This window comes from Butyrivibrio sp. AE3003, from assembly GCF_000686065.1.
In the GTDB taxonomy this organism is placed as follows: domain Bacteria; phylum Bacillota; class Clostridia; order Lachnospirales; family Lachnospiraceae; genus Butyrivibrio; species Butyrivibrio hungatei_A.
The window spans coordinates 429,104-449,081 of sequence record NZ_JMLX01000001.1; the positions used below are offsets into that span (position 1 = coordinate 429,104).

Annotated in this window: 18 protein-coding genes and 1 pseudogene; 14 read left to right on the forward strand and 5 right to left on the reverse strand. The window is 41.7% G+C overall.

What is annotated here, in order from left to right; translation table 11 throughout:
• Positions 1 to 112 precede the first annotated feature (112 nt).
• A complete protein-coding gene (locus tag CD00_RS0102150; protein ID WP_026513150.1) occupies positions 113 to 391 on the forward strand; it encodes an HU family DNA-binding protein in 279 nt (92 codons plus the stop codon).
• A 262-nt stretch (positions 392 to 653) separates the two neighbouring features.
• Here CD00_RS0102150 and CD00_RS20045 read toward each other — a convergent pair whose 3' ends face one another.
• Together CD00_RS20045 and CD00_RS16865 are read right to left on the reverse strand one after the other, a co-directional pair.
• A complete protein-coding gene (locus CD00_RS20045) occupies positions 654 to 818 on the reverse strand; it encodes a hypothetical protein (RefSeq protein WP_176756632.1) in 165 nt (54 codons plus the stop codon).
• A 25-nt stretch (positions 819 to 843) separates the two neighbouring features.
• Positions 844 to 2,061 (reverse strand): IS91 family transposase, encoded by a 1,218-nt coding sequence (locus CD00_RS16865; RefSeq protein WP_051594271.1) that lies wholly within the window; start codon positions 2,059 to 2,061, stop codon positions 844 to 846.
• A 178-nt stretch (positions 2,062 to 2,239) separates the two neighbouring features.
• On the opposite strand from CD00_RS16865, the gene CD00_RS0102165 reads away from it, so the two are divergent.
• The gene (locus tag CD00_RS0102165; RefSeq protein WP_026654405.1) at positions 2,240 to 3,898 is read left to right on the forward strand and encodes a putative bifunctional diguanylate cyclase/phosphodiesterase; all 1,659 of its coding nucleotides are present in this window, start codon (positions 2,240 to 2,242) and stop codon (positions 3,896 to 3,898) included.
• A 222-nt stretch (positions 3,899 to 4,120) separates the two neighbouring features.
• Here CD00_RS0102165 and CD00_RS0102170 read toward each other — a convergent pair whose 3' ends face one another.
• Entirely contained in the window at positions 4,121 to 5,008 is an 888-nt protein-coding gene (locus CD00_RS0102170; protein ID WP_026654407.1) for a DegV family protein, read from the reverse strand.
• Positions 5,009 to 5,541: 533 nt separating this feature from the next.
• Here CD00_RS0102170 and CD00_RS0102175 point away from each other — a divergent pair.
• The 10 genes from CD00_RS0102175 to CD00_RS0102225 all read left to right on the forward strand — a co-directional run bounded on the left by CD00_RS0102175 (position 5,542) and on the right by CD00_RS0102225 (position 16,080).
• Positions 5,542 to 6,174: a manganese efflux pump MntP gene (locus CD00_RS0102175; RefSeq protein WP_026654408.1), complete on the forward strand. Its 633-nt coding sequence runs from the start codon at positions 5,542 to 5,544 to the stop codon at positions 6,172 to 6,174.
• A 20-nt stretch (positions 6,175 to 6,194) separates the two neighbouring features.
• The gene (locus tag CD00_RS0102180) at positions 6,195 to 6,446 is read left to right on the forward strand and encodes a GIY-YIG nuclease family protein (protein WP_026654409.1); all 252 of its coding nucleotides are present in this window, start codon (positions 6,195 to 6,197) and stop codon (positions 6,444 to 6,446) included.
• Between the two features lie 336 nt (positions 6,447 to 6,782).
• Positions 6,783 to 7,805 carry a phenylalanine--tRNA ligase subunit alpha gene (gene pheS / locus CD00_RS0102185; RefSeq protein WP_330365496.1) on the forward strand — a complete coding sequence of 341 codons (1,023 nt, stop codon included), beginning with the start codon at positions 6,783 to 6,785 and terminating at the stop codon, positions 7,803 to 7,805.
• A gap of 277 nt (positions 7,806 to 8,082) precedes the next feature.
• Positions 8,083 to 10,506, forward strand: coding sequence for a phenylalanine--tRNA ligase subunit beta (gene pheT, locus CD00_RS0102190; RefSeq protein ID WP_026654411.1), 2,424 nt, complete (start codon positions 8,083 to 8,085; stop codon positions 10,504 to 10,506).
• A gap of 28 nt (positions 10,507 to 10,534) precedes the next feature.
• The gene (locus CD00_RS0102195; protein WP_026654412.1) at positions 10,535 to 12,034 is read left to right on the forward strand and encodes an aminopeptidase; all 1,500 of its coding nucleotides are present in this window, start codon (positions 10,535 to 10,537) and stop codon (positions 12,032 to 12,034) included.
• A 28-nt stretch (positions 12,035 to 12,062) separates the two neighbouring features.
• Positions 12,063 to 13,124: a tRNA preQ1(34) S-adenosylmethionine ribosyltransferase-isomerase QueA gene (gene queA / locus CD00_RS0102200; RefSeq protein WP_034461917.1), complete on the forward strand. Its 1,062-nt coding sequence runs from the start codon at positions 12,063 to 12,065 to the stop codon at positions 13,122 to 13,124.
• Positions 13,125 to 13,130: 6 nt separating this feature from the next.
• Positions 13,131 to 13,895 (forward strand): metallophosphoesterase, encoded by a 765-nt coding sequence (locus CD00_RS0102205; protein WP_026654414.1) that lies wholly within the window; start codon positions 13,131 to 13,133, stop codon positions 13,893 to 13,895.
• An 84-nt stretch (positions 13,896 to 13,979) separates the two neighbouring features.
• Positions 13,980 to 14,450, forward strand: coding sequence for a PilZ domain-containing protein (locus tag CD00_RS16870; RefSeq protein ID WP_051594049.1), 471 nt, complete (start codon positions 13,980 to 13,982; stop codon positions 14,448 to 14,450).
• Between the two features lie 122 nt (positions 14,451 to 14,572).
• Positions 14,573 to 14,803: a hypothetical protein gene (locus CD00_RS20050; RefSeq protein ID WP_185750375.1), complete on the forward strand. Its 231-nt coding sequence runs from the start codon at positions 14,573 to 14,575 to the stop codon at positions 14,801 to 14,803.
• 551 nt (positions 14,804 to 15,354) lie between these two features.
• Positions 15,355 to 16,080, forward strand: a complete 726-nt coding sequence (locus tag CD00_RS0102225; RefSeq protein WP_026654417.1) for a nucleoside/nucleotide kinase family protein — start codon at positions 15,355 to 15,357, stop codon at positions 16,078 to 16,080.
• Positions 16,081 to 16,102: 22 nt separating this feature from the next.
• On the opposite strand, the pseudogene CD00_RS21320 reads toward CD00_RS0102225, so the two are convergent.
• Positions 16,103 to 16,342: pseudogene (locus CD00_RS21320) on the reverse strand (ACT domain-containing protein); the annotation flags it as partial.
• A 6-nt stretch (positions 16,343 to 16,348) separates the two neighbouring features.
• Positions 16,349 to 16,861 (reverse strand): helix-turn-helix domain-containing protein, encoded by a 513-nt coding sequence (locus CD00_RS0102235; protein WP_026654418.1) that lies wholly within the window; start codon positions 16,859 to 16,861, stop codon positions 16,349 to 16,351.
• 559 nt (positions 16,862 to 17,420) lie between these two features.
• On the opposite strand from CD00_RS0102235, the gene CD00_RS16880 reads away from it, so the two are divergent.
• Together CD00_RS16880 and CD00_RS0102245 are read left to right on the forward strand one after the other, a co-directional pair.
• Positions 17,421 to 18,917: a sensor histidine kinase gene (locus CD00_RS16880; protein WP_051594050.1), complete on the forward strand. Its 1,497-nt coding sequence runs from the start codon at positions 17,421 to 17,423 to the stop codon at positions 18,915 to 18,917.
• Positions 18,898 to 19,932, forward strand: coding sequence for an ABC transporter substrate-binding protein (locus CD00_RS0102245; protein WP_185750377.1), 1,035 nt, complete (start codon positions 18,898 to 18,900; stop codon positions 19,930 to 19,932). The genes CD00_RS16880 and CD00_RS0102245 overlap by 20 nt, the downstream gene beginning before the upstream one ends.
• The last annotated feature ends 46 nt before the right edge of the window (positions 19,933 to 19,978 follow it).

Below are 19,978 nucleotides of genomic sequence, written 5' to 3' on the forward strand. Positions count from 1 at the left end.
TGAAAAATCTTGATTTTTCCGCATTTTTCCGCTTTTTTTGGTTGTTATGCGCTTGAAATGGTGGTAAAATGGGCAATGTAGTAAAATAAATTTCTTTTTGGAGGGAAATTACATGAACAAGACAGAACTTATCGATGCAATCGCTAAGGAAGCAGGACTTTCAAAGAAGGATGCTGCCGCAGCACTCAACGCTTTCACAGAGACAGTTACTAAGGAGCTCAAGAAAAAAGGAAAGGTTCAGCTTGTTGGTTTCGGAACATTCGAGACAACAAAGAGAGCTGCTAGAACAGGTAAGAATCCTCAGACTGGCGAAGCTATCAAGATTCCTGCATCTATAGCACCTAAGTTCAAAGCTGGTAAGGCTCTTAAGGATCTTGTAAACAAGAAGTAATTTTAAGCTATAAAAAGGCTGTGCCGTAGGGTGCAGTCTTTTTTTATAGCATAGGAATTTGCTTTCCTATGCTATAAAAAACGCTCCGCTATGGATGCGCACCTCGCGGAGATGAAAATTATTGCTTTGCAATACCGCTCGGGCGCGAAGAGTCGCAAGCGACTCTTTGTTCATTAATAGGAAATTTCGCCTTGACGGCGAAATCTTGAATTAAAAGGCCCGGCAAGACCGGGCCACGCAAAGTAGAGGTAAGTTGGTATAATTACCAATCTACCTCATCAAAAAATTCATCATCTTCATGCATAAAGTAATCCATGTCGAGAAGGTCTTCATCATCCATCTCGCGGATTTCGTTCGCCGACATGCCTTCCGGCGGATTTTGGATGTATTTCTCTCTAAGCTTTGCAATTAGTTCTTTATCGACCATAACTGTTCCTCCTTGCATGATTTTATCATGTGCAGAAACATGGGGAAACACTGTTTGGTTTTGAAGATGGAGCTCTGCTTTTGGGACGGCATTTTCCCTTTGCCTCTTTGTATAAGTCTTCAAGAGAAATATGTTTATGATTAAAGTACAAATCAAGGAATTTCATGGTACTACTGCACTTTGAACATTTGATTGGATCATAGCCAAATGCTGAAAGAATACTTGAGCGCCATTGTAAGAAAGATTTGAAGAATGGCTGTTTGGTGGGGGGAATAAGACGGTAGAGCTTTTTATCTGATTCTCGATGTCGACCATACACGCCGTAGTAGCGTATCATCTTAAAGTCTTTTTCAGGTATGTGCTGGATAAGGCGTTTGATGAAGTCTATTGCAGGAAGTGTTTCGGTGACAAGGACTTCGTCCTCATGCCTGTTGTAGTGGAAAGTAATAGTATCATGCGCTTTATCATAGGAATCAATTCTTGATAGGCCGATTGCAGGGCGCCCAAGGTATCGACCTATATATTTAGCCACTTTGTTCTTGTCAGCGAGAGTGGGTTTTGCATATATATAGAATCCATCTTTTTGATTTTTGTATGAGAGAGCTTTTTCTTTTTTGAACAATGCTTTTTTCGCGGAGTCAGTAATAAGAGCTTCCATAAGATTAAGAAGAGCGGTTTGAAAAGCATGGCGCATGTATTGAAAACTGAAGTAATTGACTTTACGCCAAAATCCGGTGTCACCTACACCACCTTCAGATATAAGGCAGTGGATATGAGGATTCCATTCCAATGGACGTCCAAATGTGTGAAGAACCAGAATGTAACCGGGAGTGAAGTTCTGACTTTTGTTGGTTTTGTAGAACATCCGACGAATAACGCTGCTGGCGGCGTCAAAAAGACAGTTGAGAAGATTACGGTCTTCGAGAAAGTAATGGCGTAATTCTTTTGATATAGTAAAAACGCAGTGTCGGTGCTGGCAGTTTATGAGTTTGAAAGACATGGCCAGAGCACGTTTTTGCGAATACATGGAACCACAGGTAGGACAGAATCTTGAATGACAACGAAAGGGAATGAACTTGAGATTACCACAATCGTGGCAGCCATACATGGCGCCACCATAGGCAGGATCGCCACAATTGAGCATCTTATCGATGTTTTCCATTTCCGTTTTGCGGGGATGGAGAGTATATTGAATTTCTTCATAATGATCTCGGAACAGATCTTGCAGTATGTTTCGTTTCATAAAAATCATTATGAATGAATTGAGGCAAAAAACAACCCCAACCCCTCATGAGTGAGGGGCAGGGGAGTTGAAGTGCCATAGGCACTTTTTTATGCCTCTATTTGTGTTGAAAAAACATAAATTTTTTATTAAAATTGTATTATACAAAACTGAAGAAAACCAATGAGGACGGGTATATATGAATTTTGAAAAGAGTTTTGAAAACTTTGTTCAGATACTTTCGGAAGAAGCCATAACCCCGGAAATATCGCCAAGTGCTATTGCGGATCTGGCCAAGGAATATTCTTTACGTTCTATTGTTTCTATAGTTTCTTATGCGAAGGGCTCAGATCATGAAGGTGAGCCTGACACCGTTATTCCTCTTTTTGGCCCTGTTCCTGAGGGTGAGCCACCGGCATACTACTTTCAGAATAAGATGGCTGGGCAAAAGATTGTCACCTATAACATTTATCTCTATGGTGATAAACACTGGGATGATGAGGAGTACAAGAGTTTTTCGGTTCTTATAGATATTCTTTCTTTCCATATGGAGAGATTTCTTCTTAATACAGTTGTCAAAGATAGCTCGCTTAAGCAATATCTGACAGGTCTTCCCAATTCGGGAGGATTTTTCGTGTTCGCTAATAAACTCTGCGATAGCGGAGATATAATGCTTTATGATTCCTTTTATTTTAATTTAAAGAGTTTTGGCCTTTACAGCAGACGCTACGGGATTGCCGAGGGCGATGAGATCATGAAAAGATATGCGCGTAAGCTCAAAGCTTTTTTCCAAAAGGACGAGATAGTGGCTCATCTTGGAGGCGACAACTATGCTGCGCTCGTTAAGAAGGAGAGGACAAAAGAATTCCTGGAGTTCCTTTCGGGTGTTGATGTATACGGTGTCAGAAACGGCAAAGAGGAGCCGATAAAGATTGCGGCAGTGTGTGGTGTATATGCCGTCGATGATTCGCTTAAAGATCCAGGACAGCTTTTATCAAGGTCTGCGATGGCTCTCAACTATGCCAAAAATGTGGCAAGTAAGCCGTATGTGTTTGTAAACAAGGCTATGAGTACGCGGATTTACAGGCAGAAGCAGATAGAAGACAGATATGAAGAAGCGCTTGCAAGCGATGAATTCAGGATATATTTACAGCCAAAGGTCGATACGATAACAGGAGAGATTGTCGGAGCGGAGGCTTTATCAAGGTGGTTCTGCAACGGTATTGTACTGTATCCTACCGAGTTTGTTCCGATCCTTGAACAGGAGGGAATGGTTGCTTCGCTTGATATTTATGTGCTCAAAAAAGCCTGTGAATTCATTAAAGACTGGCAGAGCCGCGGAATACCTGTTGTTCCCATTTCGGTCAATTTCTCAAGGCGTGATCTCAGTTATAAGCGTATTGTAGATGAGATTGTTGAAGCGATAGATGCTTGCGGAATTGACAGGAAGTTTATCGAAGTTGAAGTTACAGAGACCGTGAGTGAAGATGAAAGATCTCTTATGACGGGCTTTTTGTCCAAGCTAAAAGATGCGGGCATAAACACTGCCATAGATGATTTCGGAACAGGCTATTCGTCTCTTTCAACACTTAGAGATTTCCCTGTAAAGGTAATAAAGATAGACAGATCCTTTATAAGCAGCGATAACCTCAATAAAAACGATGAGATCGTCCTGAAGAACATAATCGCCATGGCTAATGAACTTGGAATCGGCGTTGTAACCGAAGGCGTCGAAAGAGAAGACCAGGTCGCCCTCCTAAAAGAAGTCGGTTGCCACATCGTTCAGGGCTTCCTCTACGACAACCCCATGCCCAAACCCGACTTCGAGAAGAGATTAGAGAAGAAATATTATTCTTAGTAGATAGAATAAAAATAGATATTGAAGATAAAAAAGAAAAGATAAAGATAGAAAAGCTTAGTGTACACAATTCATTTATGAACGCTGAGTAAATAAGTGTAAAGGTGGAATATAGCAAAATAAAAAAGCAGCAATATGCATTTGGAGCGATTTTTGGTGTTATACCAACGAGCGACAAATGCATATTGCTGCGTATTATTTCATTACATTCCGCTTTTGAGTTTACTCAGTACGTGTGTCTCCCCAGAAGAAGAGAGCGACTGTGCCGGGGCCGGTGTGGCTTCCGATTGTTGTTCCGATATCGAATATCTTAATCTTGCCCTTGAGCTTTGGAAGCTGAGCTTCGAGCATATCGGCTACGGCTCTCGCATCATCATAGCAATCTGAGTGAGAGATGAAGCAGCTGTTGTCATAATCTGTTCTATTCTCGCAAAGCTCAAACATTTTCTTTACCTGAGCTTTCATAACTGCATTTTTTCCTCTTACCTTTGCTTTTACAGCAAGATGTCCTTCTCTGTCGATATTAAGAAGTGGGCAGATATTAAGTACATTTCCGATTGCTCCGGCTGTTTTTGAAACACGTCCGTTTCTTACGAGGTACTTGAGATCTGAAACAAAGAACCAGCTCTGAATATCATATTTGTGTTCTTCAGCCCAGTTATAGAGCTCATCGATATTTTTTCCCTCATCACGAAGGTCTGCGAGCTTGTCTGCCAATAAACCAAGTCCTGCTGAAGCAGCGTAAGTATCGATTATATAAATCTTACGGTTCGGATATTTTTCTTTTAACTGCTCGCTTGCAATAGAAGCGGAATTAAAAGTTCCGGAAATTCCCGAGCTGAGTGCGAGATGAATAATGTCCTTTTCTTCTTTAAGGAAAGGCTCGAAGAAATCAACATATTCTCCGATACTTACCTGAGAAGTTCTTGTCATGGCGCCATTAGCCATCATTTCATAGAATTTCTTGAAAGGAATGGAATCTCCAAGATCGTCCGGATAATCTTTTCCGTCTATTTCAAAGTGAAAGTAAACATATTTAATGTCTCTTTTATCAAAATGCTCACGCGAAAGATCCGCGGTGGAGCATGTGCTAATAATAAATTCGCTCATATTATCCCCTTTTTTGCTGTGTTTAATACCCTAATATCATACAATAATAACCTTTTTGTATCAAATTAATTAAGGAGTAAATTGTTTATGCGAATTCATGGGAATTGTTTGAATTGTCTGAATATAAAAATAATTATAAAAAGATGATTGACAAAACTATAGAGGGATGGTATATTATAGTTACAATCACTTAAGAGATAAAACCTAAGTATCTGAGGTGGCTTAAGCTTCACCAAAGGAGAACGGATGGTTATCGGAACGGCTGACATCTACAGCTAGGGTGGCGAGGCTTCACATACGCCGAGGGATGTCGAGGTGCCGTTGCAGTAAGTGATTTAATATAAATAAATTAAAAAGAGAGGACAGACCATTGGAAAACCAGACATGAGGGCGAGTGTTCATTAGTTTAATGGATGCTTGCCTTCTATTTTTTTTGTTTTTAGGAAACATTATCTCTAGAGCGTTGCCTATATTATTGCTACAACGAATTAGGTTTGATATTATATAGGAATACTATTCTGTTGGAGATAATTATGGCAAATACAATATTATTTTTTGTAAACAGCGTTATGTTGGGACTAGGGCTCGCCATGGACGCTTTTTCTGTGTCATTGGCAAACGGATTTGCCGACACCAAAATGAACAGAAGAAGGAGACTGGAAATATCCGGTGTATATGCGATTTTTCAGTTTATTATGCCGTTTATAGGATGGTTTCTGGTGCACAATGCCGCCAATATATTTAACGGCTTAAATGCGCTTATACCGTGGATGGCACTCTTTTTACTTGCGTTCATAGGCGGAAAGATGCTGATCGAGGGATGCCGCGAAAGAAAGTGCTACAGCGGCAAAAATTGCGATACATGTAAAGAAACCGAGTGCCTTAATAAAGAAAACGGTTCTTTTTCCAAGACATTATCCAATAAAACTCTTATGATCCAGGGCATAGCTACATCAATTGATGCGCTTTCAGTTGGATTTACAATCTCACAGTACGGTGTTCTTATGGTTCTTGTATGCGTTGCGATAATTGGCGCGGTTACCTGGATCGTATGCTACGCGGGGCTTAAGCTCGGAATTAAATTCGGAACGAAGCTTGCGGGAAATGCGAAGATTATCGGTGGACTTATTCTTATAGGAATAGGGCTTGAGATATTCTTTGGATGAAGTTATTTGGGAAAAAATAGATGAATTATACATATATTGTTGAATGCGCCGATGGTTCTTTATATTGTGGTTGGACAAATGATCTTGATAAGAGAATAAAAGATCATAACGCCGGAAAGGGCGCCAAGTATACCAAGACAAGGCTTCCTGTTAAACTCGTGTATTTCGAGGAGTTTGACACCAAGGAAGAAGCCATGAGCAGAGAGTGGCATATTAAGCAGCTAAGGCGCGAGAAGAAGATGGAACTTATTGCTAAAATGAGCAAGTCTTGACAAATACGCCATCGCCAAATACAATAAGGTGTTGAATAAAGAATAAATGCTATGAAGGTGTGGGCTACGCCCAAGATGTTATGCTACATGGTTCAGAGAATGGAAGTCATCGGCTGTAAGCTTCCTACTACGGGTATATACGGAATATTCGCACCGGAGCAGTCCTTCTGAAGGCTATCTGTTTAGTATGCTTGTAGGTTGGACCGTGTTGTCTACGTTACAGATATAATGAGTGTCCGTACATAATTATATATGACGGGAACTTGGGTGGTACCGCGATAATTTCGTCCCATGTGTTTTTGACACATGGGACTTTAATTTTTTAGGAGGAAAAAAATGATTAGTGAACAGCTGGACAAAATCCGTGAAGAAGCCCTGAAGCAGATTAAAGGATCTGACGGACTCGAGAAATTAAATGAGATTAGAGTCAACTTCCTTGGTAAAAAGGGTGAACTTACAAGCATCTTAAAGAGCATGAAGGACGTTGCTCCCGAGGACAGACCAAAAGTTGGTCAGCTTGTAAACGAGACAAGAGAGGCGATTGAGAAAGTTCTTGAAGAGACCAAGAACAAAATGGAAGCTGCTGCAAGAGATGCCAAGCTCAAAGCTGAAGTCATCGACGTAACACTTCCCGCAAAGAAGAACAAAGTTGGACACTGTCATCCAAATACAATTGCTCTTGAAGAGGTAGAGAGAATCTTTACCGGAATGGGATATGAAGTGGTTGAAGGACCTGAAGTTGAGAAAGATTATTACAACTTCGAAGCTCTTAACATTCCCGCAGATCATCCCGCAAAGGACGAGCAGGATACTTTCTATATTAACGGAGACCTTCTCCTTAGAACTCAGACATCTTCAACACAGGTGCATGAGATGGAAAAGGGCAAGCTCCCTATTAAGATGATCGCTCCCGGAAGAGTATTCCGTGCAGATGAAGTTGATGCTACACACTCACCTTCATTCCACCAGGTTGAAGGTCTTGTTATCGACAAGAACGTTACATTTGCAGATCTTAAGGGAACTCTTGCAGAGTTTGCAAAACAGCTCTTTGGACCTGAGACAAAGACAAAGTTCAGACCTCATCACTTCCCGTTCACAGAGCCTTCTGCCGAGATGGACGTAAGCTGCTTTAAGTGCGGCGGAAAGGGATGCCGTTTCTGTAAGGGCGAGGGCTGGATCGAGATCCTCGGATGCGGAATGGTACATCCTCACGTTCTTGAAATGAGCGGAATCGACCCTAACGAGTACACAGGTTTTGCATTCGGTGTAGGACTTGAGAGAATCGCACTTCTTAAATACGAGATCGATGATATGCGCCTTCTCTATGAGAATGATATTAGATTTCTTAATCAGTTTTAGCGATATAGGGATTCATGTACATTCAATGCTGTGCTTGCACAAAGCATTGAATGTATATGAAGACCGAACGGAAATGAGGAAAAAAGATATGCGAATGAAATGAGCATATCGATTTCCGAGGCTAGTAGTACTTAACGAGGAACGAGTTTAGTACTATTCCCACAGAGTGATTTCCGCAGGATTGCGAGAGCGAAGCGGAGCAATCCGTATATCGCTAAAACCCTAGCGGAGCAACAAATATATCGATTATCTTTTTATATAAATAGGAGAAAAAAATATGAATTCATCAAAATCATGGATTAAAGCATATGTGCCGGATCTTTCATGCACCGATCAGGAATTCTTCGATGATATGACACTTTCAGGTACAAAGACTGAAACATATACAGCACTTGATAAGAATCTTGAAAAGATCGTAGTAGGTCAGATCAAGACAATCGAACAGCACCCCGATGCAGATAAGCTCGTTATCTGCCAGGTTGATATCGGAACAGAGACAATTCAGATCGTTACAGGTGCAAAGAATATGAAGGAAGGCGATAAGGTTCCCGTTGTTCTTGACGGCGGACGTGTTGCCGGAGGTCATGACGGAAGCCCGAATCCCGCAGAGGGAATCAAGATCAAGGCAGGCAAGCTCCGTGGTGTTCCGAGTGCAGGTATGATGTGCTCAATCGAGGAACTTGGCTCAACAAAGGATTTTTATCCCGAGGCTCCCGAAGACGGACTTTATATCTTCCCTGAAGATACAGAGGTTGGCGCTGATGCCGTTGAGGTATTGGGGCTCCACGACACAGTATTTGAATTTGAAGTTACATCTAACCGTGTAGACTGCTACAGCATTCTTGGTCTTGCAAGAGAAGCTGCAGCTACATACAAGCTTCCTTTCAAAGCTCCCGTAGTTAAGGTTAAGGAAGACGGAAAAGGAAACGTCAAAGATTTCATCGACGTTGAGATTAAGGATACAGATCTTTGCACAAATTACTGCGCAAGGGTTGCTACAGATATAAAGATCGCTCCTTCACCCGAATGGATGCAGAGAAGACTTTCAAGCGTAGGAATCAGACCTATCAACAACCTCGTAGATATCACAAACTATGTAATGATGGAATACGGTCAGCCTATGCATGCTTACGACCTTTCAACAATCGCAGGAAACAAGATTGTTGTTAAAAGAGCTAAGGACGGCGAGACTTTTGTAACTCTTGACGGACAGGAGAGAAAGCTCGACAGCGAAGTTCTTATGATCTGTGATGCTGAGAAGGAAGTAGGACTTGCAGGTATCATGGGCGGTGAGAATTCAATGATCACTGACGATGTTAAGACAGTTCTTTTTGAGGCTGCTACATTTAACGGACCTAATATCAGAAAGTCTGCAAAGAGAGTCGGACTTCGTACAGACGCTTCAGGATTCTTTGAAAAGGGTCTTGATCCCGCAAATGCACTTGATGCTATCAACCGTGCTTGCCAGCTTATCAACGAGCTTGGATGTGGTAAGGTTGTTCCCGGCGTAGTTCAGGTAGGACTTCCCATCAAGCCTTTAAAGAGATTTGCGCTTGAAGCCGATAAGATCAACAACCTCCTCGGAACAGATATTTCCAAGGATGAGATGATAGAGATACTTAAGAGAGAAGAAGTTGAGTATGACAAGAAGACCGATGAAGTTATCATCCCTTCTTTCCGTCAGGACCTCAACCAGATGTGCGATATTGCAGAAGAAATCGCCAGATTCTCGGGATATGACAAGATTCCAACAACTCTTCCCAAGACAAGCGCTACAACAGGCGGTATCTCATTCAAGATGAGAGTTGAGAAGAAGGCAAGAGAAGTAGCACAGTTCTGCGGATTCTCACAGGGATATACATATTCATTCGAGAGTCCCAAGGTATTTGATAAGCTTCTTTTACCCGAGGACGCAGTTGAAAGAAAGGCTATCAAGATTTCAAATCCTTTAGGAGAAGATTTCTCAATAATGAGAACAATTTCCTTAAACGGAATGCTTACAAGCCTTGCAACCAACTACAACCGCAGAAATAAGGACGTTCGCCTCTATGAGATGGGTAACATCTATGTCGCAAAGAGCCTTCCTCTTACAGAGCTTCCCGATGAGAGAATGCAGCTCACACTCGGATTTTACGGAGATGGCGATTTCTACAGCATGAAGGGCGTTATCGAAGAGCTTCTCGACAGCGTAAACATGCTTGATAAGGTTGAATACGACCCTAATGCAGGCAAGTCATTCCTTCATCCCGGAAGACAGGCAAATGTCATTTACGACGGCGAAGTTATCGGTTATCTCGGTGAAGTTCACCCTGCCGTATGCGATAACTATGACATCGATACAAGAGTTTATGTTGCCGTGATCGATATGCCTGAGGTTGTTAAGTACGCTAAATTTGATACAATATATACAGGAATTGCCAAGTTCCCTGCAGTTACAAGAGACATCTCAATGGTAGTGCCAAAGAACGTTCTTGCGGGTGATATCGAGAAGATGATCCGTCAGCGTGGCGGCAAGAAACTTGAAGAATTAACACTCTTTGACATTTACGAAGGTTCACAGATCAAAGAGGGATTCAAGTCTATGGCTTATTCTCTTTTGTTTAGAGATAAAGAAAAGACAATGGAAGATGATGAGATCAATTCAGCAATGAAGAAAATACTTAAGGGCTTACAGGATCTTGGCATAGAACTTCGTTCATAAGATAAGATTTATTTAAGAGGTACACAATATGAATAAGAAGAATGTATGGACAACTTATAACCGTACTCAGCTCAAGGAATGTGATAAGTTTGCAGAGAAGTACAAAAAGTTCCTTGATAATTCCAAGACTGAACGCGAGGCAATCGACACGATCGTAAATGAGATCGAGGCTGAGGGCTATAGAGAGCTTAACAAGCTTGTAAAGGAAAATACCAAGCTTAAAAAGGGTGATAAGGTTTATTCCGTGTGGATGAATAAATCCATCGTTATGTTTAAGATAGGTTCTGAGCCTTTGGAAAAAGGACTTAACATCCTCGGAGCACATATTGATTCTCCGAGACTCGATGTTAAGCAGAATCCTTTGTATGAGGATAACGGACTTGCATATCTTGATACCCATTATTACGGCGGTATCAAGAAGTATCAGTTCGTGACTATCCCCCTTGCTCTTCACGGAGTTGTGGCTAAAAAAGACGGTACGACAGTTATCTTAAATGTCGGTGAAGATGAGGACGATCCGGTATTCTTCATTTCAGATATTCTCGTTCATCTTGCAAGCGAGCAGATGGGCAAGAAGGCTTCAAACGTAATTGAAGGTGAAGCCCTTGATCTCGTTATAGGAAACAGACCCTTTGTTATTGAGGGAAAAGAGAAGTCTGAAGATAAAAAAGATGATTCTAAGCTTACAGAGGGTGAGCAGTACGCAGTTAAGGCTGAAAAAGAAGAAAAAGCTGAGGCCGGAAAGCTTTCAGGCGCTGTAAGAAGAGGAGTCGTAGCACTTTTATACGATCTGTACGGAATCGAGGAAGAAGATTTCATATCTGCAGAACTTGAGATAGTTCCTGCAGGAAAGAGCAGAGATGCAGGTTTTGACAGATCCATGGTGCTTGGTTACGGGCACGATGACAGAGTATGTGCATATCCTTCTGCAGTAGCTCTTCTTGAAGCAGGAGACCTTAAGAGAACGGGATGCTGCATCCTTGTTGATAAAGAAGAGATAGGCAGCGCCGGTGCTACGGGCATGAAGTCAAGATTCTTTGAAAATGCCGTTGCAGAGATAGTTGCTCTTGTAAACGGAAATTATGATGAACTTGTATTCAGAAGATGCCTTGCAAATTCAAGTATGCTTTCATCTGATGTAAGTGCAGCATTTGATCCTTGCTATGCTTCTGTTTTTGAGAAGAAGAATACTGCATATCTTGGCTTTGGCCCTGTGTTTAACAAGTATACAGGATCAAGAGGAAAATATGCTTCAAACGATGCAAATGCAGAGTACATTGCAGCAGTAAGAAAGGTATATGACGATGCAGGCGTATTGTTCCAGACTGCAGAGCTTGGCAAGGTAGATGCAGGTGGCGGCGGAACAATCGCATATATTCTTGCAGAATACGGCATGAATGTTGTTGATTCGGGAGTAGCAGTTCTTAACATGCACTCACCGTGCGAAGTGATCAGTAAGGCAGATCTCTATGAGTCTCTAAGAGGATATATCGCATTCCTTGAGAACATGGATTTTTGCAATGAATAAAAACGTTCTTTTTAGAAAGTAAGATATTATGTCAGAAACAACACAGATTGGATTATCAACCGCAGATTACTTCTTTGATCTGCCACAGGAGCTCATAGCTCAGGACCCTCTTGAAAAAAGAGATGAGTGCAGGCTCCTTGTGATAGACAAAGAGACAGGAAAGACGCAGCACAAGATATTCAGCGATATCATTGATTATCTTGATCCCGGCGACTGCCTTGTTCTTAATAACACCAAGGTCATACCCGCAAGGCTCCTTGGCGAAAAGGAAGGCACAGGCGCAGCGGTTGAGATCCTTCTTCTTAAGAGAAAAGAGAATGATGTTTGGGAAACCTTGGTTAAACCGGGAAAGAAACTTCGTCCCGGTGCAAGAGTTTCTTTTGGCGGAGGAATACTTACCGCAGAGATCCTTGATATAGTAGAGGACGGTAACAGACTCGTTAAGTTCTACTATGAGGGAATCTGGGAAGAAGTTCTCGACAGACTCGGCGAGATGCCTCTTCCTCCTTATATCACACATAAACTCAAAGATAAGAACATGTATCAGACAATCTATGCCAAATACGAAGGCTCCGCGGCAGCACCGACAGCGGGCCTTCATTTTACGGATGAGCTTCTTAAAAAGATCTCCGACAAGGGCATAGATATGGCCTTTGTAACTCTTCATGTGGGACTTGGAACATTCAGACCCGTTAAGGTGACCAATGTCAAGGAACATCACATGCACACCGAGTGGTACCAGGTTACCGCAGAGGCAGCAGAGAAGATAAACAGGGCAAAAGAAAGCGGGCACAGAGTTATCTGTGTCGGAACTACGAGCTGCAGGACTATAGAGAGCGCAGCTGATGAAAACGGCAGACTATCCGAGTGTAGCGGAGATACATCGATATTTATTTATCCGGGCTACAAGTTCAAGGTTCTTGACTGCCTTATAACCAATTTCCATCTTCCGGAGTCTACGCTTGTAATGCTTGTTGCAGCGCTTGCGGGAAGAAAGAATATTCTGGCGGCATACGAAGAAGCAATAAAGGAAAGATACAGATTCTTTTCCTTCGGTGATGCATGCTTTATAACTGACAGGATGGAGTAAGACAGCGTGGCAACTTACGTAATATCAGATCTTCACGGTCAATACAGATTATTTTTAAAACTGCTCGAAAAAGTAAAATTTTCGGGCGCTGACAAACTATATATGCTTGGAGATGCGATTGACCGCGGACCTGACGGCATAAAGATATTAAGACATGTAATGAATGCTCATAACATGCATTTCCTTTTGGGAAATCATGAGACTATGATGTTGCATGTGGCCGCTTCAGACGGAAGTGTCACTCCCAATCTCAATAAGTTCCAAGGAAGAAGAGAAATCAACTGGCTTTTTCAGAACGGCGGCGCCATAACTTATCACAGATACAGGCTTCTTAGAAAGAAGGAGAGAAAAGAGCTTCTTAAATGGCTTAATTCCTGTCCTGTTTCAACAAAAGTTGAAGTGAACGGAACTACATTTTTCCTCACACATACCGCTTTTGTAAAAGAAATTATCGATACACCTTATAAAGATATCGATCCCGATGTTGCGCGTTACATTGTTTGGTATTCGCCGTTTAGGGAGGATATATATAAGAGCATTGATGACTATGCCGCATGCAAACCGTGGGTATTTGTCATCGGTCACGTGCCGGCTTTTTATCTCGGAGATGATAAATGTGCTCGCCCACTTTCGTCGTATCGGGAAGAGAACGTTATCGACATTGACGGCGGATGCGCCGAGCCTGATGAGAAAGAACTAAAGGGCGGAATTATGTTACGCCTCGACGATCTGGAAGAATTTACTGTTTCGTTTGCGGAACTTGAGCAGTAATAATGGCCGAAATAGTGTAAAGTAGTTGCTATTTTTTCCGAATAAGGTATTATATTAGTAACACTTTTTATCGGGGGTTTTATAATGGATAATAGAAGAAGAACCAAGAGACTGGATTTGGCAGGCGAAATACTTCTTAAGGAAATTGGCGGTGAGAGCTTCGAAACAGTTGAGATTACAATTACCGATGCATCAAGAGACGGCGTTGGATTCTCAACAAACAAGCAGCTTACAATCGGTGCTAACTACGAAGCTAACCTTACAATATGGACAAAAGAAGTCCTTCACGTATTCATTCAGATCGTAAGAGCATCGAAGAACGGAGATACATTCCACTATGGTTCGATGTTTGTTGGAATGCCCGAAGATATGAAGGCTCGTATTGATGTTTATTCAACTATTCAGGAATATAATGAAAAAAAATGGCGAAAATTAATCGGATGTGATTTTAAGGCTCAATGCAGAGATGGCACTGCATTGAGCTTTTTTGTTCTGAAATTATTTCAGTTTTTCCAGGATGGCATCGTAGTCCATGGTTCCTGTAATTTCATTTAAGATGTCATACTTTTTGCTTGTGTTAAAATCTCTTTGTAGAGATACTGACCAATATTTCTGTTTAATATAATAACATATGAAAGTTTGGGATGATATTAAATGAAGTTGGGGGTACTGTCTGAGTGAGAAAAAGGTTTTTACTAACATTGATCGTTTATACATTTATGCTATGTGCTTGTGACGGAAAAGATAGCACTGTTACTGATAACGTAGACATAGAGAACGAAAATGAAACTGCTGATGTGAATGCTTCTGTGGATTCCGGTGAGGAATCTTCACAAGAATCTATGATTTTCGGTGTCAAAAATAAAGTTTGTATTTGCAGCATAACAGCGGAAAATGCAGTTTTATAAAAGGCGCTGTTGAAAAAAACAGTTTATGCCTTGGTAATGACAGCGGAATAAACAGCTTTATGAATCTTGCTGTTGAAAAGCAAGTATTTGCCTTGATTATGACAGCAAGAGATGCAACTTTAAAAATCCCGCTGTATGATGCTGTATAAGGATAATAGATATGGATAATTTTCAAAAACAAAAGTTAGAGAGCTTAAAAGAACAGGCACGAATAAAAGCTCAGAGACGTATGTGGATGGAGAATGAACTGCTTCAAGAATGCTTATCAGCGCTGGAAACATACATGATTGCCGAGATGATGTGATGGCGGTGGCGTTTGATACTTATTTTGTGACCGAATCCATGACTGAAGCAATTGGGGTAAGGAACTAGGTTCAAGCTTGTTGAAGTAGTATGGTATGCATCCAATTTTTATAGACAATAATGAAGAAAGGACCCCCATGAGACTTAAAAACTTCCTGATAGTTGTTAAAGATATCGAAAAATCCAGAAAGTCATACGCTTTTATGATCCGGACGGCAATTTAATAGAAGTGGGGACACCGATGTAAAATGGCAAATTATTCTGTAGAGATAAACGGCATACACGTGGATGCCACATATAGTGACGAGGTTGTTGAGCGGCTCTTTTTGCCGCTGCTTAAGGAGCTTTCTGCTTTGCAAAAAGAAAAGGGAAGGAGAATTCTTGTGATGCTCGCAGCACCTCCGGGAGCGGGGAAGAGCACGCTTGTAAGCTTTCTTGAAAAGCTCTCAAGGGAAAATGATGACATTACGGACCTGCAAGCTATCGGAATGGATGGATTTCACAGAAGGCAGAAGTATCTGTTATCACATACAACGTTACGAGATGGTAAAGAAGTGAAGATGGTGGAGATAAAGGGAGCGCCGGTTACTTTCGACCTAGAGAAACTGACTGCTGCGATAAAAAAGGTGAGCTCCGGGGAAGATACCTTTTGGCCTATATATGACAGGCATCTGCATAATCCTGTGGAGGATGCGATTCATATCACAGAAGATATAGTTCTTCTGGAGGGGAACTACCTCTTACTTGATATGGACGGATGGAACAGGCTAAGGGCTATGGCGGATTACACTATCAGCATCACAGCAAATGAAGCCATGCTGCGGAAAAGACTCATCGACCGCAAGATGAAAAGCGGCAATGATATTGAGTCTGCTACAAGATTTGTTGATTACAGTGATATGGCCAATGTCAGACTTTGTCTTGAGAAAACAGTTAAAGCTGACATGGTTTTGGAAGCGAGTGCGTTGATATAACTCTTATTCAGGCTGCTTTGCTTTAAATTACCGTATACCCTTCAGAAGCTAATACGCTAAGCGCTCGCTCCAAATTTTCTTCTTTTACAAGAATATAATCCGTGTTGTATGTCGATACGGCGAAGATGCCGATTTTGTGCTCCGCGAGTATGCCGGACAGCTTTGAGAGAATACCGATCAATGAAAAATCAAGCACTCCCTGAATTCTAAAGCCTCTCCATCCATCATCACGCTCGATAGTATTCTGCGGAGTATCCTCCGTTTATAATCATTTCCTCCTCTTAAGTGTCATGACAGCCCCACATACAAAGCCGCAAAAAGCAAAGGGCGCAATTCTGACAAATACAAACTCAAAGCCATGCAAAATAGTCCCTGCAACAGCGGTCTCGGGATCACTGTAATCCCAATTAAGATAAGGACTTCCTGCCATTAGAATTATAATAAATATAGCTACAATAACCATACTCAGTACTAAAAAAATCCAATGAAGAATATTGTGCCTCATTGCCTTTTGCCTTGCAAGCTCAAGCGTGATGACTTCAAGCTTTTCGGATATTACCTTCAAATCTTTCTGAGAATTTTCTGATATTGTTTCACCAAGAAGAGTACTGATGGGAGTATCCAGTATGTCAGAAATAGAAACAAGCATCTCCGAATCCGGAACTGACAGACCACGTTCCCATTTCGAAACGGTTTGTCTCACAACATTCAATTTGATAGCAAGTTCCTCCTGTGAAAGACTTTTTGATTGCCTAATCTTTTTTATGTTTTCGTTTAACATGAGCGAAAATCTCCTTTCGTAGCAACAGTACTATGAAAGCTGCCGTTGCTACAAGCAATGAATATTAACATCCCAGAAAAAACTATTCTATCCCATTAATCTATGCAAAAACATACGAAAGTAATCCTATATTGATTTTAATATATTTTACGCCGGTGATAATCCCTATTTTTATTTTGTCGATGCAGTACTAAATACCGCGTTTCTATCAGTACAGATCCTGCAAGTAATCGTCCTCTGTCTTATCTATGCTTATGTCTTATGAACACCCCTCGCCATTTAGTGCTCAGTTCAGACGCAGGACCATAGGGGCAGATAGGCGTGTATTCGTACGAGGTGATTGATTTTCAAAATTCATGAGTCGGCAGATGCCGATTGTCTTGAGCAACGCGAAATGAGGCATCTGCCGATTCATGAATTTTAGAAAATCACACCGAAGACGTACACACGCATATCCGCCCATATGGTCCTGCGTCTGAACGTCCTCAAAGGCAAGGCGTCCAAAGGCAAAGTCTAAATCATTGACCGCCCCATTCCCGACAAGTATACTGAATTTAGTATGAAAAATAAGCCCGATAACAACAAACCACGAGTTAAGAAGCCTCTCAAAAGAAGGCTGATCATATTGGCGGCGATGATAACCGTGCCGTTCGTGCTGATTATTTTGTACATGATATTCTCGCTGATAAATTACTCCGATGCATACAATACCATCGTAAGCAATCTGACTGTTGCGAACAGTTACAATCTGACTTTCAAGGAGCAGATGGATGAGAGTGTGTACAGGATAATCGTCGGAAGAGACGCATTTGGAAGCGGAGATGAGACGGATCCTTATGTGCTTGTTGCAAATATCCGTAAGGACTTTACAGAGCTTAAGACAATAACAACCGAGGTAAACAGCAGAACATGGCTTGAGACTCTTTTAAGAAACGTTGATACTTTGGAGAACAGGCTCGGTGATATCAGGAAAAGTGTAGAAGCGGGCGGCAATTACGATGAAGACGTCGAGATGCTTGATTCCAACATATATTCACTGACAGAGCTTATTCAGGACAATATCCAGTACTACATCTATTATCAGACCAAGACTATTGAAGTCATAAACAAAGGCCTGTTAAAAGAGATGGAAGATCTTCTTGTCCTTCTGGGAGTCCTTCTTCTCCTTGGAATACTGTGCACCGTCCTTACAACGGATAAGATCGCAAGAAGCATCGTTCAGCCTATCGATGCGCTTAGTTCTGCGACAAAGGAGATTGCGGAAGGAAACTTCTCTGTAAGAACATCATTTAATCTCGAGGATGAGATCACACTTCTTTCCGAGAGCGTAGATGATATGGCGGCGCATCTCGAGATACAGATGGAACAGATAAGAGAGGATGAAAAGAAAATGCGAATGGCGGAGGCAAGGCTTCTTCAGGAGCAGATCAATCCTCACTTTTTATATAACACGCTTGATACTATAGTCTGGCTTATTGAAGACGGAAAAAGTCAGGAAGCCGAAGACATGGTTGTTTCTCTGTCCAAGTTTTTCAGGATATCTTTAAGTCACGGAAAAGAGTGGATAACCATAAGGGAAGAAGCCCAGCACATACGAAGTTATCTTGAGATTCAGAGCGTGAGGTATTCCGACATACTGTGTTATTATATAGATATTGATGACAGTTTAAACAATTATAAGATCCTGAAGATGACGCTTCAGCCTCTTGTTGAGAACGCATTGTACCATGGCATCAAGAACAAGAGAGGGTCGGGGCTTATAAGGATAACCGGCAGAATAGAGGACGAACTCATCAGATTTGAAGTTAGTGATGACGGAGTCGGAATGGACGAAGAGACACTAGACCATATCAGAAAAGAACTGAATAAACCTGCCAAAGATACCGACACGGGATTTGGCATGGCAAACGTCAACGAAAGAATCAAGATGAATTTCGGTGACAGGTATGGAATTTCAATAGAATCGGAACTTGGAAAAGGAACCACTGTATCGGTGGTGCTTCCGGCAATTTTGTTCAATCATGAAGAGGATACAAATGCTGATAAAGAAATATAAGATCGCAGCTCTTTTGACGGCAGTAGCGGTAGCGATAACGGGGTGCGGGCCGTTTACCGGATTTTCTGTATATGATGTCACGTCGGGAGACAGCGGTATTGAGACGATGTCTGATGATGCGCTTATAAGTGTAGGCTTTTCGCAACTTGGAAGCGAATCGACATGGAGAAGTGCGAATACCGAATCGGTTAAGTCGGCGCTTTCTACGAATAACGGATTCTTTCTTATCTACGACAATGCAAGGCAGAAACAGGAGAAGCAGTTTAAAGCGGTCAGAAGTTTTATATCTCAAAGAGTTGACTATATAGTTATATGTCCCGTGATCCAGGAGGGATGGGATGTTGTTCTTACAGAAGCAAGGGACGCGGGGATACCTGTTATCCTGCTCGACAGAAATATTTCCGTAAATGATGAATCAATGTACACGTCTTTTATTGGGGAGGATATGTACGCTGAAGGGGCATCGGCAGGGAAATGGCTGGAAGAGCATCTTGAGAAACAGGGTAAAAGCGAGGATGACATCAATATCGTTGTAATTGAGGGTACAAGCGGATCTTCCGCGCAGGAAGGCAGAGCCAGAGGTTTTGGTGCCATTGCGGCCAGAAACATGAACTGGAAAATGATCGCATCCGCAAAAGGAGAATTTACTCAGACCAAGGGAAAGGAGACCATGGCAAGGCTCCTTAGAGAGTTTGATGACATAGACGTGATAGTATGTCAAAATGATGATATGGCTTTCGGAGCCATTGAAGCTTTGAATGAAGCAGGGGTTAAGACAGGCGGCGCAGGAGATCCTATCCTTATATCTTTTGACGGAACAAGGAAAGCGCTGGAGCTTGTCAAAGAAGGTGTTATAAATGTCGATGTAGAGTGCAATCCCAATTCGGGAGAGCTTCTTGCGCAGATTATAAATGGTCTTGAATCTGGAAAAGAAATAAAAAAGACCTATTACATGGAAGAAAAGGTATTTACAAAAGAAAACGTCGATGAGTACATCGAAGACAGGAATTATTAGGAAATGCTGTCCGGAGCGGCATTTTTTTAGCAGTATCTAATAATGG

Excerpts from the sequence above, each read along its gene's own strand:
- CD00_RS0102175 (WP_026654408.1), top strand. The coding sequence starts at position 5,542 with ATGGCAAATACAATATTATTTTTTGTAAACAGCGTTATGTTGGGACTA.
- CD00_RS0102195 (WP_026654412.1), top strand. The coding sequence starts at position 10,535 with ATGAATAAGAAGAATGTATGGACAACTTATAACCGTACTCAGCTCAAG.
- CD00_RS0102235 (WP_026654418.1), bottom strand. The coding sequence starts at position 16,861 with ATGTTAAACGAAAACATAAAAAAGATTAGGCAATCAAAAAGTCTTTCA.
- pheS (WP_330365496.1), top strand. The coding sequence starts at position 6,783 with ATGATTAGTGAACAGCTGGACAAAATCCGTGAAGAAGCCCTGAAGCAG.
- CD00_RS0102245 (WP_185750377.1), top strand. The coding sequence starts at position 18,898 with ATGCTGATAAAGAAATATAAGATCGCAGCTCTTTTGACGGCAGTAGCG.
- CD00_RS16880 (WP_051594050.1), top strand. The coding sequence starts at position 17,421 with ATGAAAAATAAGCCCGATAACAACAAACCACGAGTTAAGAAGCCTCTC.
- CD00_RS0102150 (WP_026513150.1), top strand. The coding sequence starts at position 113 with ATGAACAAGACAGAACTTATCGATGCAATCGCTAAGGAAGCAGGACTT.
- queA (WP_034461917.1), top strand. The coding sequence starts at position 12,063 with ATGTCAGAAACAACACAGATTGGATTATCAACCGCAGATTACTTCTTT.
- CD00_RS0102225 (WP_026654417.1), top strand. The coding sequence starts at position 15,355 with ATGGCAAATTATTCTGTAGAGATAAACGGCATACACGTGGATGCCACA.
- pheT (WP_026654411.1), top strand. The coding sequence starts at position 8,083 with ATGAATTCATCAAAATCATGGATTAAAGCATATGTGCCGGATCTTTCA.
- CD00_RS16865 (WP_051594271.1), bottom strand. The coding sequence starts at position 2,061 with ATGAAACGAAACATACTGCAAGATCTGTTCCGAGATCATTATGAAGAA.
- CD00_RS0102180 (WP_026654409.1), top strand. The coding sequence starts at position 6,195 with ATGAATTATACATATATTGTTGAATGCGCCGATGGTTCTTTATATTGT.
- CD00_RS20045 (WP_176756632.1), bottom strand. The coding sequence starts at position 818 with ATGGTCGATAAAGAACTAATTGCAAAGCTTAGAGAGAAATACATCCAA.
- CD00_RS0102165 (WP_026654405.1), top strand. The coding sequence starts at position 2,240 with ATGAATTTTGAAAAGAGTTTTGAAAACTTTGTTCAGATACTTTCGGAA.
- CD00_RS0102170 (WP_026654407.1), bottom strand. The coding sequence starts at position 5,008 with ATGAGCGAATTTATTATTAGCACATGCTCCACCGCGGATCTTTCGCGT.
- CD00_RS16870 (WP_051594049.1), top strand. The coding sequence starts at position 13,980 with ATGGATAATAGAAGAAGAACCAAGAGACTGGATTTGGCAGGCGAAATA.